General features: G+C 68.6%; 14 protein-coding genes and 1 pseudogene. 7 read left to right on the forward strand and 8 right to left on the reverse strand.

Annotated features, from left to right (window positions below; genetic code table 11):
- Positions 1 to 184: 184 nt before the first annotated feature.
- On the reverse strand, positions 185 to 1,009 hold the full coding sequence (locus H5T77_RS23060; protein ID WP_292652948.1) for a rhamnogalacturonan acetylesterase: 825 nt from the start codon (positions 1,007 to 1,009) through the stop codon (positions 185 to 187).
- A gap of 39 nt (positions 1,010 to 1,048) precedes the next feature.
- Entirely contained in the window at positions 1,049 to 3,331 is a 2,283-nt protein-coding gene (locus H5T77_RS23065) for a pectinesterase family protein (protein ID WP_292652949.1), read from the reverse strand.
- 128 nt (positions 3,332 to 3,459) lie between these two features.
- Between H5T77_RS23065 and H5T77_RS23070 the strand changes: the two genes are divergently transcribed.
- On the forward strand, positions 3,460 to 4,539 hold the full coding sequence (locus tag H5T77_RS23070) for a glycoside hydrolase family 28 protein (RefSeq protein ID WP_292652950.1): 1,080 nt from the start codon (positions 3,460 to 3,462) through the stop codon (positions 4,537 to 4,539).
- Between the two features lie 98 nt (positions 4,540 to 4,637).
- Entirely contained in the window at positions 4,638 to 5,612 is a 975-nt protein-coding gene (locus H5T77_RS23075; protein ID WP_292652951.1) for a bile acid:sodium symporter family protein, read from the forward strand.
- Here the strand turns inward: H5T77_RS23075 and H5T77_RS23080 are convergent.
- Entirely contained in the window at positions 5,580 to 7,727 is a 2,148-nt protein-coding gene (locus tag H5T77_RS23080) for an acetate--CoA ligase family protein (RefSeq protein ID WP_292652952.1), read from the reverse strand. The two genes, H5T77_RS23075 and H5T77_RS23080, sit on opposite strands and share 33 nt — an antisense overlap.
- A gap of 176 nt (positions 7,728 to 7,903) precedes the next feature.
- Between H5T77_RS23080 and H5T77_RS23085 the strand changes: the two genes are divergently transcribed.
- Positions 7,904 to 8,371: a hypothetical protein gene (locus tag H5T77_RS23085; protein ID WP_292652953.1), complete on the forward strand. Its 468-nt coding sequence runs from the start codon at positions 7,904 to 7,906 to the stop codon at positions 8,369 to 8,371.
- Positions 8,372 to 8,449: 78 nt separating this feature from the next.
- Here H5T77_RS23085 and H5T77_RS23090 read toward each other — a convergent pair whose 3' ends face one another.
- From H5T77_RS23090 to H5T77_RS23100, 3 genes are read right to left on the reverse strand one after another with little or no spacing between them, the layout of a single operon-like run.
- A complete protein-coding gene (locus H5T77_RS23090) occupies positions 8,450 to 9,469 on the reverse strand; it encodes an App1 family protein (RefSeq protein ID WP_292652954.1) in 1,020 nt (339 codons plus the stop codon).
- A 35-nt stretch (positions 9,470 to 9,504) separates the two neighbouring features.
- Positions 9,505 to 10,905 carry a mycothione reductase gene (locus tag H5T77_RS23095; RefSeq protein ID WP_292652955.1) on the reverse strand — a complete coding sequence of 467 codons (1,401 nt, stop codon included), beginning with the start codon at positions 10,903 to 10,905 and terminating at the stop codon, positions 9,505 to 9,507.
- Positions 10,906 to 10,930: 25 nt separating this feature from the next.
- Positions 10,931 to 11,506: a hypothetical protein gene (locus H5T77_RS23100; RefSeq protein ID WP_292652956.1), complete on the reverse strand. Its 576-nt coding sequence runs from the start codon at positions 11,504 to 11,506 to the stop codon at positions 10,931 to 10,933.
- Between the two features lie 354 nt (positions 11,507 to 11,860).
- On the opposite strand from H5T77_RS23100, the gene H5T77_RS23105 reads away from it, so the two are divergent.
- From H5T77_RS23105 to H5T77_RS23120, 4 genes are all read left to right on the forward strand, one after another.
- Positions 11,861 to 12,175: a hypothetical protein gene (locus H5T77_RS23105; RefSeq protein WP_292652957.1), complete on the forward strand. Its 315-nt coding sequence runs from the start codon at positions 11,861 to 11,863 to the stop codon at positions 12,173 to 12,175.
- Between the two features lie 82 nt (positions 12,176 to 12,257).
- Positions 12,258 to 12,824, forward strand: coding sequence for a DUF305 domain-containing protein (locus H5T77_RS23110; protein WP_292652958.1), 567 nt, complete (start codon positions 12,258 to 12,260; stop codon positions 12,822 to 12,824).
- A 66-nt stretch (positions 12,825 to 12,890) separates the two neighbouring features.
- Positions 12,891 to 13,742, forward strand: a complete 852-nt coding sequence (locus tag H5T77_RS23115) for a F510_1955 family glycosylhydrolase (protein ID WP_292652959.1) — start codon at positions 12,891 to 12,893, stop codon at positions 13,740 to 13,742.
- 312 nt (positions 13,743 to 14,054) lie between these two features.
- The gene (locus tag H5T77_RS23120; RefSeq protein WP_292652960.1) at positions 14,055 to 14,594 is read left to right on the forward strand and encodes a DUF3152 domain-containing protein; all 540 of its coding nucleotides are present in this window, start codon (positions 14,055 to 14,057) and stop codon (positions 14,592 to 14,594) included.
- Positions 14,595 to 14,655: 61 nt separating this feature from the next.
- On the opposite strand, the gene H5T77_RS23125 is transcribed toward H5T77_RS23120, so the two are convergent.
- Together H5T77_RS23125 and H5T77_RS25710 are read right to left on the reverse strand one after the other, a co-directional pair.
- Complete coding sequence (locus H5T77_RS23125) at positions 14,656 to 16,026, reverse strand: MFS transporter (protein WP_292652961.1); 1,371 nt, start codon at positions 16,024 to 16,026, stop codon at positions 14,656 to 14,658.
- 254 nt (positions 16,027 to 16,280) lie between these two features.
- Positions 16,281 to 17,501, reverse strand: a pseudogene (locus H5T77_RS25710) (MFS transporter); the annotation flags it as partial.
- Between the last annotated feature and the right edge of the window lie 69 nt (positions 17,502 to 17,570).

Here is a 17,570-nt window from a genome sequence, read left to right on the forward strand (position 1 = left end):
CCTCGCCAAGATCGACGAGATCGCTGAAATTTTCTGGGCGACCAAGAAGGCCTGAGGAACGAAGGCCGACTTGCGAGAAGCCAGATCACGGCGCCAGCCGGGATCTGAAGACAAGAAGGCCTGAGGAACGAGCATCGCTCCCCGTGCGGCACCGGCAGACGGTCACCCGTCGATCGGCCGAGGCTCAGTCCTCGGCCGGCCGGGTCGCCGGCCAGGTGAGTGATCCTTCAGGAAACTCGTCCCCGAGCCGCCGAGTGAGGTCGGACGACACCACCCGCTGACCCTTCGCAGCGCCGACGACCAGCCGAGCGAGCTCGATCGCGCCGCGCTCCTGGAAGTGAGTGTTGTCCTGGACGCCGGCCGGGTAGTTCGCGTGCTCGCCGGGCGCGAGCCAGAGGAACTCCGCCTTGGTGCCCTCGATCCCGAGGGTGCCCCAGTGGTCCAGACTCATCGCGTGGAGGTCGACGACGGGGGTGTCGGTCCGGGCACCGAGCTCGCGCATCGCCTCGGGGTAGTCGCCCAGTGACTGCTGCGGCTCACCACTCTGGTCGAACCGCCGACGCTCGACCGAGGTGACCAGCACGGGGATCGCCCCCGCCTCCCTGGCGCCCTCGATGTAGAGGCTCAGATAGTCCTGGTACGTCGACCAGGGGTCGGTGCCCCGCTCGTCGGTCTTCTGGTCGTTGTGACCGAAGGAGACGAGCAGATAGTCGCCCGGCCGGATGTCTCTCAGGATGGCGTCGAGCTTGCCGGCCTCGACGAAGCTCTTGGAGCTGGCGCCGGACCAGGCCTCGTTGACCACCTCGACGTCCTTGGCGAGGAAGAGCTCGAGAGCCTGACCCCAGCCCGCCCTGGGGGCGTCGGATGTCGCGTACGTCGCTGCGGTCGAGTCACCCGTGACGTACACCCGGGGTGGCCGGTCGGCGGCGGTTGCGCCGGTCGCTCCCGCCGCAAGCAGGAATGCCGCCGAGAGTGCCAGGGTGACTATCAGGCGTAGGGGCTTGATCATGAGGTGAACCTTCCGGGGAGTCAGCGAGCGGGGGACTGCTCAGTCCAGGTGCGGGGCCCAGCCGTCGTAGCCGGCCAGGTAGTCGCCGACCTCGTGGTCGGCGGCCTCCGTGGGCGTGAGCTGCGGCCGGTTCGGGTTGACGCTCGCTCCTGGGCCACTGTTGCGGTATTCCGCGTTGCTGCCGGGATACCAGTCATAGCCGGACATCGAGGTCCACGGGTCCTCGGTCTTGATGTGGTTCCCGAGCGAGGACTCGCGGATCACGACACGCGGGTCGTTGTCCGGCGCGCTGCTCGGGTGCCAGGGCCTGCCGAGGAAGTAGGAGCCGGGCTGGGCGTTGGAGATGAGACGGGACTTGGTGATGAGGAAGCCGTAGGGGTTGCTCCTCGACGTGCTCGGGGCGGTGACGTAGCCGTTCGGATCGCTGTCGCGGCGCAGCGCCTTGATCGTCGAATCGGTGATCACTGCCGAGGCTCGGCCGAAGATGAAGTCGACGTCGCCCTCGATCCAGCTGTCGGCGACGAGCACCCGCGAACGAACGTCCGCGGACGGCGAGTCCAGGTAGAGCGTGTCCTGGTTGCCGAGGAACCGGACCTTGCGGAAGACGACCCGGTCCGCGGTGGTCTTCACTGCGACGGCCTGGCGGTTGGTGATCTCCGGGTGAGCGGCCTCGTCGAAGGCGTTCTCGAAGGTGACGGCGTACGCCTCGAACTCGTTGCCGGCTACCGTCACGCTGGCGCTGCCAGTGGTGCCCCAGGTGCCGCCTCCGGGTTTCGGCGTGCCCGAGGCACGGTTGTCGGTGATCACGACGTCGGCCGGGTCCCGGGTCGCGCCGATGAAGGACAGCTTGGAGTGGTTGCGGTCGATGTCGACGCGGCCGTGGTACGTCCCGGGCTCGATCACGACATCGACGCGGTCGACCGGATTCGCCGGGGCCAGGTCGACGGCTCCCTGGATCGAGTCGGCGTCACCGGAGCCGTCTGCCGCGACGGTGATGCGCTCTCGGGCTCCCAGCTTCTCCGGTCCAGCCAGCTGCGTCACGACGCGCGCGACCGACGTGGTGGGGTGGACGGTGCGCCTGATGGTGGCGAAGGCCGGAACCTCGGCGATGTCCGGGTCCCGCGCGGCGTTGTACGCCGCAAGCAGATCGGTCACCTCACCGTTGACCGTGTTGTCGTTCTCGGTGATCTTCGTGCCCTTGAAGTGGCCGATCACCTTGTCGAGCCGAACATGGTCGGCGAAGGTCAGCGCATTGCGTTCGGCGACGATGTGCGACTCCCAGCCGACGCCCCAGGAGTAGCTGTGGGCCTTGCCAGGGTCTTGGACGTAGTGGTTGTTGTAGACGTCCAGCTTCCCGTAGCGCAGGCGCGGCACCCGCTGTCCTAGGTTGCGGAACTCGTTGTGGTGCAGCGTCACTCGCAACTTGCCCGCGTCGCCGGTCCGCGAGTCGCTCGACCCGATGAGCATCGTCTTGTCGTGGTCGTGCAGCCGGTTGTAGGAGACGGTGACGAGATCGGACGCCTCGGTGATGTCCAGCAGGCCGTCATGCACCTGGTAGGGCTTGCCGAAGTAACGCGGCTGCGCCGAGTCGGGGTTGTCGCCGTCGCTCAGGTCGTTGTGATCGACCCACACGTTCGTCGCCCCACGGAGCGTGACCAGGTCGTACTCGGAGTTCCACGCCCCCGACGAGCCGTCGGTCGGGTCCCACGCAGGGAAGCAGTCGTGGGCGTCGCTCACGGTCAGGCCACGGATGATCACGTTCGACTCGCCCAGGATCTGCAGCGCTGCGCCGGTGATCGCCGCGCCCGGTTCGCCGACGAGCGTGGTGTTGGAGCCGATGCGAAGGCCGATCTGCTGCTCCTGGGCCTGCTGGGAGGCGGCCCGCGCGTCTTCGACCGGGCCGCTCGGCACGGCCTCTCGACCCCAGACCTCGGGGTCGTACGTCTCCAGGTAGCGCTCCAGCGTGTAGCCGTCGCGGTGGTAGTCCGAGCACTCGAGCTCGTTGCCGGCATCGTCGGTGTTGGCGTCGATGACGCCCGAGACGACGACGATCTTCGGCCGGTCACCGGAGACCGCCTCGGCGAGCTCGGCACGGCTGTCGACGACGAAGACGTCGCCGCCGCTCGCGGCCGCGCCTCCGGTGGTGCCAGCACCGACCGAGCCCCATCCGTCCCCCGCAGCCAACGTCTGCCGCGCGACGTGCAGAGCGGGCGACTCGGGCTCGCCGGGGGAAGGCGCGCCCTGCGCCGGGCCCGCAGGGAAACCGGCGGCGAGCAGGCTGGCGGCGACGGCTGCGACCGTGAACGCGGGGGCTTTCAGCATCGGATCTCCTCGTCGGACTGGATGTGAACCACGTCACACCCGGGTGCACTGAACCTAGAACCGACGGCGATGCCTGTCCAAGAGAACCTCGGCATTGTTCGATGCCCCCAAGGCATGGAAAGGGACCGGTGCACCTGACGAGCAACATCGACCTCCACGTCTCCGAGGGAGCCACCCTGCTGTTTGGGACCGACACGGACGACTACCTGCCCGTGGTGCGTACGCGCTGGGAGGACACCGAGCTGGACGGCTACTCGCCGCTGATCTACGCCAAGGACGTGCACGACGTCGCCATCACCGGATCGGGCACCATCGACGGCAACGAGGACTCCGAGTTCCACGCCTGGAAGGCAGAGGAGAAGCCGGATCAGCTTCGGCTACGGCAGATGGGCTTCGACGGAGTCCCCGTCGAGGAGCGCGTCTTCGGGAAGGGCACCTTCCTGCGGCCCAGCGCCATCCAGTTCTTCGGCGCCGAGCGGGTGCTGCTGGAGGACTACACCGTCACCAACTCGCCGTTCTGGATCGACCACCTCGTCTACACCGACGAGGCCACCGTACGAGGGCTGAACGTCGACAGTCACCGCGCCAACAACGACGGGATCGACGTCGACTCCAGCACCAACGTGCTGATCGAGGAGAACCGCTTCCGCACCGGTGACGACTCGGTCGTCGTGAAGTCGGGCCGCGACCTGGACGGCCGTACGATCGCCCGCCCCAGCGAGAACGTGGTGATCCGCCGCAACGACATGGGCGGCGAGGACGGCATCGCCCTGGGCAGCGAGATGTCGGGTGGCATCAAGGGGGTCTACTTCACCGACAACGTGCTGCGCGACGGAGCCTCGGCGATCCGGTTCAAGGGCAACCTGGACCGAGGCGGCACGGTCGAGAACATCCGGGTCAGCGACATGGAGGTCGGCAGCTTCGAGACGTTCATCTGGTTCCAGCTCGACTATCCCGGCGAGCTGGGCGGTGACTACCCGCCGGTCTATCGCGACATCGTCTTCTCCGACATCACCGTCGCCTCGGCCAAGACCGGGCTCGAGATCCACGGGCCCGCCGATGCACCGCTGAGCGACGTCACGCTTCGCAACGTCACGATCGACGAGGTCGAGACGCCGATGGTCCTGGAGAACGTCGAGGACCTGCGCTTCGACGACGTCCGGTTCGGTGACCAGCACGTCGACGGAGAGCTCGACTGGGTGTCCTGACCCCCGGTCACCTGCCCCGCCCGTCGCGCGACTCCTGCGAGGATCTCGCGGTGGGCGGGGCATCGGGTCGCCCGTACGAGCGTCGTGGAGGAAACAGCATGAACACAGTCCGACAGGTCAGCGCCTTCGTGGGGCGTTGGTTCGCCCTGATCGTCTTGGTCGCCGGCGCCATCGCCCTGGCCACCCCCAGCACCTTCGACGGGTGGGCGGCGCAGGTGCCCCTGCTGCTCCAGATCATCATGCTCGGGATGGGCATGACGCTCAGGCCCCGTGACTTCGCGATCATCGGCCGGCGACCCTGGGCGCTGGTGCTGGGCGTCGCCGCTCAGTTCACCGTGATGCCCCTGCTCGGCTGGGGCATCGCGAACGCGCTCAGTCTCTCCGCGGTGCTCACCGCCGGCATGATCCTGGTCGGCTGCTCACCGGGCGGCACCGCATCCAACGTCATGGTGTTCCTGGCCCGTGGCGACACTGCACTCTCGGTGGCCATGACCTCCGTGTCGACGCTGCTCGCGCCGGTGCTGACGCCCATCCTCGTCCTGCTGCTGGTCGGTGAGGACCTCCCAGTCTCCGCGAGCGACCTGTTCGTCTCGATCGTGAAGATCGTGCTCGTCCCGGTCCTGCTCGGCCTCGTGCTCCGGCTGCTGCTGCCCCGTCTCGTCGAGCGGGTCATCGACGTGCTCCCGCTGATCTCGGTCGCCGGCATCACCGCCGTCGTGCTGGCCGTCGTCGCCGGAAGCGCTTCGACCCTGCTCTCCGTCGGTCTCCTGATCGTTCTGGCCGTGGTCCTGCACAACCTCGCCGGCCTGGCACTGGGGTACGCGGTGGGGCGGGTCTGCCGCATGCCGGTCTCGAGCCGCCGCGCCCTCAGCATCGAGGTGGGCATGCAGAACTCCGGCCTCGCCGCCGCCCTCGCGACCGTCCACTTCTCCCCCGCAGCCGCGCTGCCTGCCGCGATCTTCTCGGTGTGGCACAACGTGTCCGGGTCGACCCTGGCGAGCTACTGGTCGCGTCGTCCCGTCGAGGGGGATGACGTCACCTCACCGAAGGGTGCCCCGGCCAAGAACCCCTGACAGGCTCCGGACGAGCAGCGCGTCGACGGCGACCGGCCGCCCCGACTCATCGATGAGCAGCGGATTGATCTCGAGAGACTCCAGATCGGATCCCTCACGTTCGACGAGGTCGGCGAAGCTCACCACCGTGGCTGCGAGGGCGTCCCGGTCGACGGCGACCCGTCCGCGCGGACCGTCGAGGAGCTCGGCGTAGCGCAGCCGGTTCATCATCGCGCGCGCATCGTCCGTGGTCAGCGGTGGCAGTCGTACCTGGACGTCGGCGGCGATCTCGGTCAGCACACCGCCGATCCCGAGCACCACCACCGGCCCGAACATCGGGTCGCGGCGCATCCCGAGGATCAGCTCGGTCTCCGAGGAGATCATCGGCTGGACGACCAGGCGACGATCGGTCATGCCGTGCTCCTCGGCCGCCGCGAGGATCTGTTCCGCAGCGGCACGCACCTGGCCCGCATCGGCCAGTCCGACCTGCACCAGTCCCAGATCCGACTTGTGTGCGACCTCGGTCGACAGGATCTTCACGACCGCTGGAAAGCCGAGCCGCGTTGCTGCCTCCGCGGCCTCGTCCGCCGTCATGACCTCGCCCTCGGGGACGACGGGCACGCCGTGGGCCGCGAGCAGCCGCTTGGCCTCGACCTCGTCGACGACCACCTGGCCGGCCACCGCCTCGGCCTGCGGATCCGCGGCCGAGGTGGCCGGCGTGGGCTCGTCAGGAACCCAGAACCGGACGAGCGCGGACAGCGCGCGGATCGCCCGGACCGGCTCGGTGAACCCGACCAGCCCGCACCGCGCCAGGCGAGGTACGGCGCGGCCGGTGCCGCCGACCCATACGGTGACGATGGGCCTGTCCGTGCGCGCCGCGGCCGACTCCACGATCTCGCAGACCAGGTCCTCCTGACGCTGCATGTTGCCCACCAGCACCGTGATGATGTCGGTGTCGGGATGCTCGATGGCGACGTCGAGCGCCTTGCGGAGCAGGTCTGGATCGGTCACCAGCGCGCCGGTCACGTCGATCGGGTTGCCGACCGACGCGAAGGCAGGCAGCACCGCACCCATCCGCTCCGACCAGTCCTGATCCCAGGGTGCGAGGCTGAGGCCGTAGTCCTCGATGGCGTCGGCCATCAGCACTCCGGCCCCGCCGGACAGCGTGATCACGGTCAGCCGGCCACCCTTCGGCCGAGCGCTCAACCCGAACACCCGCCCGAGGTCGAGCAGATGGTCCACGTCGTGGGCGCGCACCGCGCCGTACTGGGCGAGCAGTCCGTCGAAGACGACGTCGGCGCCGGCCAGCGCACCGGTGTGGGACGCTGCGGCGGCCGCGCCCGCCTGGGAGCGGCCGACCTTCATCAGACACACCGGGACGCCGTTCGCCCTGGCGGCTGCCAACGCCTGACGGAGTCGCTGCGGGGCGCGCACGCCCTCGACGTACCCGAGGACGACCTTGGTGGTGTCGTCCTGGACGAGGCCCTCGATCACCTCGGAGAGCGAGATGTCCATCTCGTTGCCGGTGCTGACGAACCGACCGAGCCCGACACCCGAGAGTTGCGCCTCGGTCAGGATGAAGGCGCCCATCGCCCCGCTCTGCGTGACGAACGCGATGCCGTCGTCGCGCAGAACGAGCGACTCGTCGTCGATCCCGGTCATGAAGGTCGCCGTGACACCGTCGGCGGCGCCGATCACCCCGTTGCAGTTCGGGCCAAGCACCCGGACCCCGTAGCGGCGCGCGACCGCCGCGACCTCGTCCTGGAGGGCGGCGCCCTCGGGCCCGGTCTCGGCGAAGCCGGATGCGAACACGATCACGACAGGCACACCGAGCTCGCCGCACTCGGCGATCGCCGCCGCCACCTCGGATGCCTGGAGGACGACGACAGCCAGCTCTGGGACGGCGGGGAGCTCGCTCAGCGCGGCGTAGCAACGCACGCCCTGGACCTCGTCCCGGCTCGGGTTGACCGGATAGATCTCACCCTGGAAGCCGTGCATCTCGAGGTAGCGCAACGTACGTCCGGCTGCCTTGAGGCCGTTCGAGGACGCGCCGACGATCGCGATGCTGCGCGCTGCGAACAGATGGCGGACCAGGTCGACGGACGAGGCGGAATCGTCGGAATCGGCAGATCGCATGTGTGGCCCTTCGTGACTCAGGTCGACTCAGCAGCCGTGCTGATGGGGTCGGCCACACGTCACCACATACGTTGCTCTGCGGGCCAGGATTCCGTCCCGCTGGCCCGACCGCGACCGATCGGGATTGCGACCGTGGTCGGATGACCTCGACCCTTCGGCCCTGTTGACTGGAGGCCATGAGCGAGCGGACCGTCCGGCAGACCTCGACGATCGCGGCATCGCTCGACGCGGTCTGGCAACGGGTGACCGACTTCGAGGGGATCAACGACGAGCTCATGCCGGTGATGCGGATGCGGGTGCCGCCTGGCATCCGGGACACAGCGATGGACACGGTGCCGCTCGGGGTGCCGCTGGGCAGGTCCTGGCTCTTCTACCTCGGGTTCCTGCCCCTCGACTACGACGACCTGACGGTCACCGAGCTCGTGCCCCGCTCTCACTTCCAGGAGGTCTCGACGATGGCGTCGATGCGTCGTTGGACGCACCGCCGCGAGCTCCACGCCGTCGACGCCGGTCACACGGAGGTGACCGACGTCGTCGGCTTCGAGCCACGGCTCGCGGTGTTGGCGAGTCCCCTGGAGCCGGTGATCCGAGGTCTTTTCGCCCACCGGCACCGGCGCCTCGCCCGCCACTTCGCGGACAGCTAGGGGCAGGCGGTCACGCCTCGTCCTCGACCCCGCACCGCTTGGCGATGAACAGCGCGATCGACCTCGTGATGTGGCAGTTCAGAGCAGGCCGAGTGCTGTGGCGTGGCGGCGTACCGCCTCGCTGTCGGCGACGAGCACAAGAGGTACGTCGTCGCCCATCCCGCTCCACACGCGCTCGACCCGCCCATCGTGCGGGTCGAGCCGCACCTCGCGGATGTAGACCGCGAGGATCCGTCCGGGATGGCGGCGGACGGTGTCGACGTAGGTCTGCGGGTCGTGCTCACCGGAGTCGCCGAAGAGGACGAACCGTAGGTCGGGGTGGAGCGCCAAGACCTCGTCGATGCGAGCGGTCTTGGGCTCGCGGCCAGTGGCTCGGCCGAGCAGGTCGCGCAGCAGCAGCGGTCCGCGGGGGAAGTCGCGGTGGCGTACGAAGGCGCTCAGGAACGGGTGCAGGTTCCATGGGCTCGAGGAGATGTAGAAGACCGGGTTCACGCCGGCGGCGAGGTCGCGGTAGAGCTCGGGCGCGCCCGGGAACGGGGTGCGCGTGAGCGCCGACCCGGTGAGAGTTTGGCGCACCATCCGCCCGACGCGCTGGACCCCGGTCTCGAGGATCGTGTCGTCGATGTCGGAGATCACGCCGAACCGCGCCTCCTCGGCGGGAACGCGGACCTCCACCTCGGCTCGGTGGACGCCGTCCAGGCCGCGGTACTCGCCGGCCAGCTCGACGGTGCCGCGGGTCCACGGCACCTCCAGCTTGTCGGCGCTGGGATGCAGTCGCGCCACGAAGTAGCCCTCGTCGTCGGTGACCGCGTCAACCGACGTGCCGCCCACGGTGATCCGCAGCGGCACACCCGGCAGCTCGTCGGTCACGAAGTGGCGGACCATGCGGCGTACGGCGGCGACCGCACCCTCGCCCTCCACGGCCGCCGAGGGCGGCGGATCGTCGATGACCCGCCCGCGCACGACCACCCCCTCGGCGCTCCCGTGCCCGCCGTAGCAGACGATCCGGAAGTCCGCCGGCACGCGTGACCCGGCCCGGCGGAGCCTCGCCGCGTCCCACGCGCGCTCCAGTCTGAGCACCCACCGACGCGCCGACATGGCCACAGCATATGGTCCGCCCATACGGTCGGCGATCACGCCAGCGGCAGGCCCAGCAGCGCGTTCTCGATGAGCTCGGGCATCGCCGGATGGATCCAGTACTGGTCGCGTGCCATCGTCCGGGCATCGAGGCCGAACTGCATCGCCTGGATCAGCGGCTGGATCAACGTCGGCGCTTCGGGCCCCATGATGTGCGCTCCCAGGAGCGTGCCCGTGTTCGGGTCGGCCAGCAGCTTGGCGAACCCGGTGGTGTCCTCCATCGCCCAGCCGTAGGCGATGCCGGCGTACTCCTGGGTCGAGGTCACGTACTCGATGCCGTTGACTTCGGCCTGCTGCTCGGTCAGCCCGACAGACGCGATCCGCGGTTCGGTGAACACGGCGTACGGCACGTAGCGGTGGTCGGTGCGGATCAGGTCCTTCGGGTGGAGCAGGTTGTGTGCAACGGTGCGAGCCTCGCGGTTGGCCACGTGCTTGAGCTGGTACGGCGAGCTGACATCGCCCAGGGCCCACACGCCCGGAACCGGCGTCGCTTGGGTCTCGTCGACCGCGATCCGACCATCGCCGGCGAGCTCGAGCCCTCCGACCTCGGCTTCGATCAGGTCGCTGTTGGGCACCCGCCCGGTCGCGACCAGCAGTACGTCGGCCTCGAGGCGCTCCTCGCCGTCGTGCGTGTCGAGGAACACCCGAACCCGGTCACCGGCACGGTCAACTCGTCGGACCGCGCGGTTCAGACGCACATCCCAACGCTCCCCCGCGATCTCGGTGAACTGGCGTGCGACATCGCGGTCGAGCTGCCGCAGCAGCGTTCCGGATCGGGCCACGACGGTGACCTTCACCCCGAAGGAGGCGAAGATGTGGGCCATCTCCACGGCGATGAAGCCGCTCCCCAGGATCACCATGCTCGCCGGCAGCTGCTCCAGCCGCATCACCGAGTCGCTGGTGTGGAACCCGCTCTCGGCCAGCCCCGGGACGTCGGGAACGTCCGGGCGGCTGCCCGCGGCGACCACGATCTGGTCGGCGCTGAGCGCGGTGACGTCGCCGGCCTCGTCGATGACGGTCAGCTGCTTCGGGCCGGTGAACCGCGCAGTGCCGGTCAGCAGACTCGTGTTGGCGCGGCCGGTCTGCCGGTACTTCTGACCGCCGTCGGCGATCGGGTCGATCCGTCCGAAGATCCGGTCACGGATCCGCGGCCAGTCCGCGTCGTCGAAGGAGAGGTCGACGCCGAGTCGCCGCGCTTCATCGGGGGCTCCGGCCACGTCGGCGGTGTGCACCAGCATCTTGGTCGGGATGCAGCCGACGTTGAGACAGGTGCCGCCGTACGAGCCTCGGGATCCGACGCCCTTCTCGACGTACACCACCTCCCAGTCATCGAACCTCTCGTCGACGATGGCGTTGCCCGAGCCGGAACCGATGATCACCAAGTCGACATGCCGCATGCCCCCATCATGGCCGGACGAACACTCAGGCACGACCAAGGCCGGGCCGATCACTCCAAGCGTCCTGCGAGATCACGAGAAGCATCACCACGCCGGTGACCACGGCCGCGGCAGCAGTCGCCGTCCCCGTCCACGCCAGGCCAAGTACGAGGCCGGCCACGCCGAGCACGGCCATCACGAGCCCGAGCCGGGTGAACATGGGGGTGGCGAAGGCACGGGCGAACGGAAGGAAGTGCAGCCCGACGGCCAGGACGATGACGCCGGGAAAGACGTCGACGCGCCCCACGGCGTCCAGAGCAAACCGCCCCAGCTGGATCCCGACCAACATGCCGGCGACGCTGAGGAAGTACACCCAGGCCGCACTGCGCGGCAGCGGCTCGAGCGGCGCGAACAGCCGGGACGTGATGAGCACCGCCCACACGAAGACTGCGAGCGCCCCCGCCCAGACGACCAGTGCGCCCGTCGACACAGCGGCTGGCAGCTCGCCACGGTTCGCATGGACGAAGACGCTGCCGCCGATCGCACCGATCACCGCGCCCCAGACCCGCGGGTGGACCAGGTGCTGGAGTCCACGACCGACGGTCCCCAGCGTACCGATCATCTGCGCACCTGCTCCTCTGCTTGCCGCGTGCCGCTCGGACGAGCGAGCGGAAACGCCCGGATCGTACTGGATGAAACCTCCCGAGGGACCCGTGTCCGCGATGAGCTTGTCGGGGTCGGTGTAGGTCAGGTGGTCGAGTCGGCCGGTGACGTCCCAGTCGATACGGCGGAGGCGATGATTTGCGGATCGCCTAAGATCAGAGCCATGCAGGACCTCCGGACGGCGTCGCAGACACGCGGCGCGCGCCTTGCGCTTGCGGCGGTTGCCGTGGCGTTGTTCGGACTCCTTTCGATGCACGGGTGGGGGTCCCACGCCGGCGCTCATTCCATGGGAGCAGTGCCTCAGAGCCTCCATGTGACGGGGCCAGCGGAGCACGGTGGTGGTCTGCACGCACTGGCCGGGATCGCGGGAGACGGCTCCGCGTCTGCCGAGTCCGGCTCCACCGCAGCAGACAGCCATCCCCAGGCTCCCCACGGCGACGGAGGCGGGAGCTTCCTCGGTCTCTGTCTCGCGATCCTCACCGGCTTGATCTTGGGCTTCGCCCTGTTGCTGGCCGGGCGCAACATCCGGTTTCTCAGGCGCCTGAGCCCGACCTGGCCGAACCCGTTTCTCTACGGGCGAGACCGTGACCCGCCCGATCTGTTTCAGCTCTGCGTGATCCGCTGCTGACAGGCCCGAGCCACGAGGCGCCCATCCCGGGCGACTCGGGCTTTCGCCTGCCCAGACCAGATCACACAGATGGAGCATTTTCATGCGCAAGACCCTGACGGCTGCCGTTCTCGCGGCCGCACTGATCACCCTCGCTGCCTGCGGCGGCAGCGACGACGGCGACACCTCCGCCGGACACAACGACGCGGACGTCATGTTCGCCCAGCAGATGATTCCGCACCACCAGCAGGCCGTCGAGATGGCCGAGCTCGCTGAGAGCCGAGCTGAGAGCCAGGAGGTCAAGGACCTGGCGGCCGACATCGAGGCGGCGCAAGGCCCGGAGATCGAGACCATGACGGGCTGGCTCGAGGAGTGGGACGAGGACGTCCCCGCCGAGGGCATGTCCGGCATGGATCACAGCGACATGTCGTCGGACGAGATGACCGGCATGATGTCGGCGGAGGACATGACCTCGCTGGAGAACGCCAACGGCGCCGAGTTCGACCAGATGTTTCTCACGATGATGATCGAGCACCACGAGGGCGCGATCGAGATGGCTCAGTCCGAGCAGGTCGACGGCGAGTCCCCGGACGCCACGGCTTTGGCCGAGGACATCGAGACCGCCCAGGCTGAGGAGATCCAGACGATGCGGGCACTGCTCGAGTCCTGATCCTCGTCCACGTGTCGGGCAGGCCCCGCGCCTGCCCGACACCTTCCTCAAGACCGGAGCACCTTCATGAACCGAACCTCCCGCATCTCCCTGGCCGTCGCGGTCGCAACGGCTCTGCTTTCAACTGCCTGCGCCGCCGATCAGGGGTCCAATCCGCGCGCCGCAACCGAGAGCACCTCCGACGACAGCTCAGTCGGCCACATCCACGGGCTCGGGATCGACCCCGCCGATGACAATCTCTACGTCGCCACTCACTTCGGCCTCTTCCACGTCCCTGACACCGGCAAGCCGACCCGCGTCGCCAACCGGTTTCAGGACACCATGGCGTTCACCGTCGTAGGTCCTGGCCACTTCCTCGGCAGCGGACACCCTGACCTGACCGAGGACCTGCCTTCTCACCTGGGCCTGATCGAGTCCACTGACGCCGGCGAGACCTGGGAACCGCTCGCGTTGCAGGGTGAGGCCGACTTCCACATCCTCGAGCCGGTCGGCGACGTCCTCTACGCCTACGATTCCACCACCAGCCGCCTGCTGCGCACCGAAGATCGGAAGCGGTTCGAGGAGATTCTCACGGGTGACCTCATCAGCGTCGCGGCCACCAAGGATCCTGGTCAGCTGTTCGCGACCACGGGCAAGGGACAGGTGATCGGTATCGACGCCTCCACCGGGCAGACGCGCGAGCTCGGCGGACCGGTCACCGCCTATCTCGACACCACGGCGGAGGGCGGTCTCGTCGGCATCGGCCCGGATGGTGTTGTTCGGACCAGTGGTGATGCGGGCAAGACGTGGCAGGAGACCGGCTCGATCGACGGTCAGCCGGCGGCGTTCACGATCACCGCGCAGGGCTGGTACGCCGCCACCTCGGACGAAGCCTTCCGCTCGACCGACCATGGCGACACCTGGCAACAGGTCCTGTAGGACGGCGAGACGATGAGCAAGCACCGAGCTGCATCTCACCGAAGCCAGAGACCTCGTCGCGCCGGCCCGGGGCGCGGCGCAGGGGGTCTCGCCGGCCTCGCCGGTCTCGCCGTTCTCGTCACCGGAACGGCGGTCACCCTTCCTCTCGTCTCGATGGCGCGCGACGGCGATGCCGCCAAGGAGACTGAGCGCGTCCCTGTCGAATCGGCTGCCGTCTCGACGTCGGCTTCGCCGACCTCAGAAGCAGAGACTCCTGATGGTGAGGTCGCCGTAGCCGAGGAAGGCGTCTCCCGGCCGAGCAGGCCGCCCGCGGTGTCAAGATCGATACCCGAACGCGGATCGGGCAGGTTCGAGGTCGCGACCGCTCCACCCGGCCCGATCGAGGAGGCCACGACGTACCGGGTCGAGGTGGAAAAGGGACTGCCCTACTCGGCCAAGGAGGTCGCTCGCTTCATCGAGACGACCCTCGCCGACGACCGCGGTTGGGCGGCTGAGCACGAGCTCGCACGCGTCGACGGCCACGCCGACCTGCGGATCGTCCTGGCCACACCCGAGACCGTCGACGAGCTGTGTGCTCCCCTGGACACCGATGGCAGGCTGTCGTGCCGCAACGGCAACGACGTCGTTCTCAATGCCTGGCGGTGGAACTTCGGCGCCGACAGCTATGGCAACGATCTCGTGGCCTACCGTCGCTACCTGGTCAACCACGAGACCGGCCATGCGCTCGGCTACCCGCACGCGGAGTGTCCGGGCGCGGGTGCGGATGCTCCAGTGATGCTGCAACAGACCAAGGGGCTGGACGGTTGCACCGCCAACCCGTGGCCCGCACGGGTGGATCTGGACGGCCGCTGACCTGAGCGCCGGGCTGGACGCATGCTCGACCTGCAGCCCTCATGGCTCGCCCCTCGTGGACTCACACGGCGTGCACGCATGAGCACTGGCATGCAGCGAGGGTTCCTTCAGCCGTATCGGCTGCCGTACGGACGAGCACGTCGGCTCCGCGGCCACGATCCGCGATCCCAGCGGTGACTCCGATGGAGGTTCCGAGGGAGGTTCCGGCCGTCTCGCCGACCGACACGGCTTCGGTCGTCTTCTCTTCGCGCGTCCACAGTGCCGGTGCGGCGGTGGCGCCGATCGCGGCGAGCACGGCGAGGACGGTCCAGGTGGTGGTGAACCCCGCGTTGGTGGCAACCCATCCTGCGATCGGATAGGTGATCAGCCAGGCGAGGTGAGAGAGGGAGAACTGGGCAGCGAAGACTTGCGGGATGGCGTCGGGTTCGACCGAGCCCCGGAGCACTTGGCCGGTCGGGGTGACGATGAGCGCCATCCCGGCTCCGATCGTGAGCCAGGTGACCGCGGTGAGCGGCGGTATGACCAGACTCGCCGCGGCTGTTGCGAGAGCGACGAGGACCCCGACGACCAGAACGGCAGCTCCGGTGAGCATGACTGTCCGTTCGGCGACGCGGTCCAGGATTCTGGGGAGAACCAGGGCCGCGAGAAGGGTGCCGGATCCTGAGGCGGCGAGCATCCAGGCCACGTCGGACTGGCTTCCGCCGAGGACGTCGCGGACGTAGTTGACGGTGTTGACCACGACGATGGATCCGGCGGCCGCGACCACTAGATTCAGTGCCATCACTGCGCGCAGACTGGGCGTGGAAGTGAAGGTCCGGATCCCCGAGACGACCCGGTCCAAGGCGCTGGTGTGCTGGCTGGGGCGGGCGTTCGGGATACGGGTCGAGAGCACGAGTATCGCGGAGACAGCGAACCCGAGCGAGGTGCCCAGGAACAGCAGGTCGAAGGACATGACCGCGAGAGCGACAGCTGCGAGGACGGGGCTCAGCAGGCTCTCCATGGTGTAGGCGACCTGCGAGGCAGAGAGTGCTCGCGTGTAGTCGGCCTCATCGCTGACGATGTCGGGGATGACCGCCTGGAACGTAGGGGTGAATGCCGCAGACGCAGTCTGTAGAGAACCGATCAGCACGTAGATCTGCCAGACCTCGGTGACGAACGGCAGAGCAAGCACGACCAGGGCACGGACGATGTCGAGGACGGTGAGGAACAAGCGCCGAGGCAACCGATCGACGTACGCCGCGGCCAACGGCGCAACCACCACGTAGGCGACCATCTTGATGGTCAATGCGGTTGCCAGCACCGCGCCGGCGCGATCGCCGGCCAGGTCGTAGGCGAGCAGACCCAGCGCGACTGTGGCCAGACCGGTCCCGAACAGTGCGATCACCTGCGCGCTGAACAGGCGCCGGTAGTCGCGGATGGCGAACAACCCCATGGCTCTATCCCCTTCTCAGGCCAGGCCGCTTCGGTGGCCTGGCATCGTGGTTCGTTCGAAGAGAACTTGTCCCGCGTCGCTGTCCCGGGCCTGTCCGGACACCGTCGGTTCTCGCGCTATCGGCTCCCAGCACTTCGGGTCGAGGTTGCAGCAGACCTCGTCGACCACGACGGCGACAGCTACGAGACCGGCACTCACGCCAAGGTCGACTTCGTTGCCAGCACAGGCGCGTCACCAGGGCCCAGGTCTACCCATCACCGGTTCACTCTTGAACGAGGATCGCGCGGCCGAGCGGCTGCGGGGTGAGTCGAGACAGCCGGGAGGTGACCCCGACCTTCACCGCGTACCCGCGGTTCTGGCTGGCTCCCCTTGCGGTGCTGCGGCCTACGAGGGGCTGCGTGCCGACCGCTTGGCCGGGCTCGCCAGCGCCTCGGAACAAAGGGCGTCGCCGGCTCCCGAGCCGATTCGCCGCGGGAGGCATGGGTCGCTGCGATGGCCGGCGCCAAGACGAGGAGAGCCGTCGAGGCCACACAGATCCCTGTGATCAGCACGCCGACGGACGGGGCGAGCAGCGCCATCGCGCTTCCGGCCATGAGCGGGCCGAGGAACTGCCCGCCGAGGAGGAAGCTGTTGGCGACGCCGAGATACCCGGCACGCTCGTGTTCGCCGGCCTTCTGAGACGCGTACAACATCAGTGACTGAGCCAGCGCTGCGAAGCAGAAACCCTGAATGAACCGCAGCGGCACCAGCGCCGGCAGCCAGCCCACAGTTGCCTGGACGAGCACGGTCGCAGCGGTGACGCCGCTCGCGATGACCAGCGTGCGCAGCGGAAGACCGGTCTTGTCGTTGACTTTGCCCCACCACAGGGAACCGACCAGGGTGCCGGCCCACATCACAGCGTGGAGTCCCCCCACCCACGGCCCGGCCTGCTGGGGCTCAGCCACCCGCTCGGTCACGAAGTCGGCATAGATCGGGATCAGACCGTAGACGCCGAAGAAGGCGAGGAAGCCCCCGGCCAACGGGATCCAGCCGATCCGGGAGCACACGGATGTGAGCGCTGCCCGTGCCGGTTCTGGGCCCGTGGACGGTCGCTTTGCATCGTGGGGATTCCGCAGCCGGAGCGTGCAGACCGCCCCGAGGAGCAATGCCGCGAGGGCGATCCCGATCAGCAACGGCCGGAGATCGCCGGTGGCCACCAGCGTGCCACCGGCAACCGGACCAGCCAACGCCCCGGCGGCGGTAGCACTGTAGGAGCGACCCAGTGCACGCCCCCGGTTACCCTCGGAGGCCGCCGATCCCACGTACGCTGCGGCCGCCTCGACCACGCCTCCGAGGGTGCCCTGCACGATCCGTGCGGCCAGCAGGCCCAGTGGGTTGCCGGCGGCGGCCATCAGAGCCATCGCAAGACACAAGCCCACCAGGGCGCGGACCACCATCCACTTGGGGCCGATGCGGTCACCGAGACGACCCCAAAGCGGCGTGGTGAGTGATCAACTCGATATTGTATTCCCGCTCGATCCGGTCGCGGATCACCTCGAGGTGCA

The sequence above is a fragment of the Nocardioides sp. genome (assembly GCF_014360585.1).
GTDB lineage: Bacteria > Actinomycetota > Actinomycetes > Propionibacteriales > Nocardioidaceae > Nocardioides.

Excerpts from the sequence above, each read along its gene's own strand:
- H5T77_RS23060 (WP_292652948.1), bottom strand. The coding sequence starts at position 1,009 with ATGATCAAGCCCCTACGCCTGATAGTCACCCTGGCACTCTCGGCGGCA.
- H5T77_RS23065 (WP_292652949.1), bottom strand. The coding sequence starts at position 3,331 with ATGCTGAAAGCCCCCGCGTTCACGGTCGCAGCCGTCGCCGCCAGCCTG.
- H5T77_RS23075 (WP_292652951.1), top strand. The coding sequence starts at position 4,638 with ATGAACACAGTCCGACAGGTCAGCGCCTTCGTGGGGCGTTGGTTCGCC.
- H5T77_RS23080 (WP_292652952.1), bottom strand. The coding sequence starts at position 7,727 with ATGCGATCTGCCGATTCCGACGATTCCGCCTCGTCCGTCGACCTGGTC.
- H5T77_RS23085 (WP_292652953.1), top strand. The coding sequence starts at position 7,904 with ATGAGCGAGCGGACCGTCCGGCAGACCTCGACGATCGCGGCATCGCTC.
- H5T77_RS23090 (WP_292652954.1), bottom strand. The coding sequence starts at position 9,469 with ATGTCGGCGCGTCGGTGGGTGCTCAGACTGGAGCGCGCGTGGGACGCG.
- H5T77_RS23095 (WP_292652955.1), bottom strand. The coding sequence starts at position 10,905 with ATGCGGCATGTCGACTTGGTGATCATCGGTTCCGGCTCGGGCAACGCC.
- H5T77_RS23100 (WP_292652956.1), bottom strand. The coding sequence starts at position 11,506 with ATGATCGGTACGCTGGGGACCGTCGGTCGTGGACTCCAGCACCTGGTC.
- H5T77_RS23110 (WP_292652958.1), top strand. The coding sequence starts at position 12,258 with ATGCGCAAGACCCTGACGGCTGCCGTTCTCGCGGCCGCACTGATCACC.
- H5T77_RS23115 (WP_292652959.1), top strand. The coding sequence starts at position 12,891 with ATGAACCGAACCTCCCGCATCTCCCTGGCCGTCGCGGTCGCAACGGCT.
- H5T77_RS23125 (WP_292652961.1), bottom strand. The coding sequence starts at position 16,026 with ATGGGGTTGTTCGCCATCCGCGACTACCGGCGCCTGTTCAGCGCGCAG.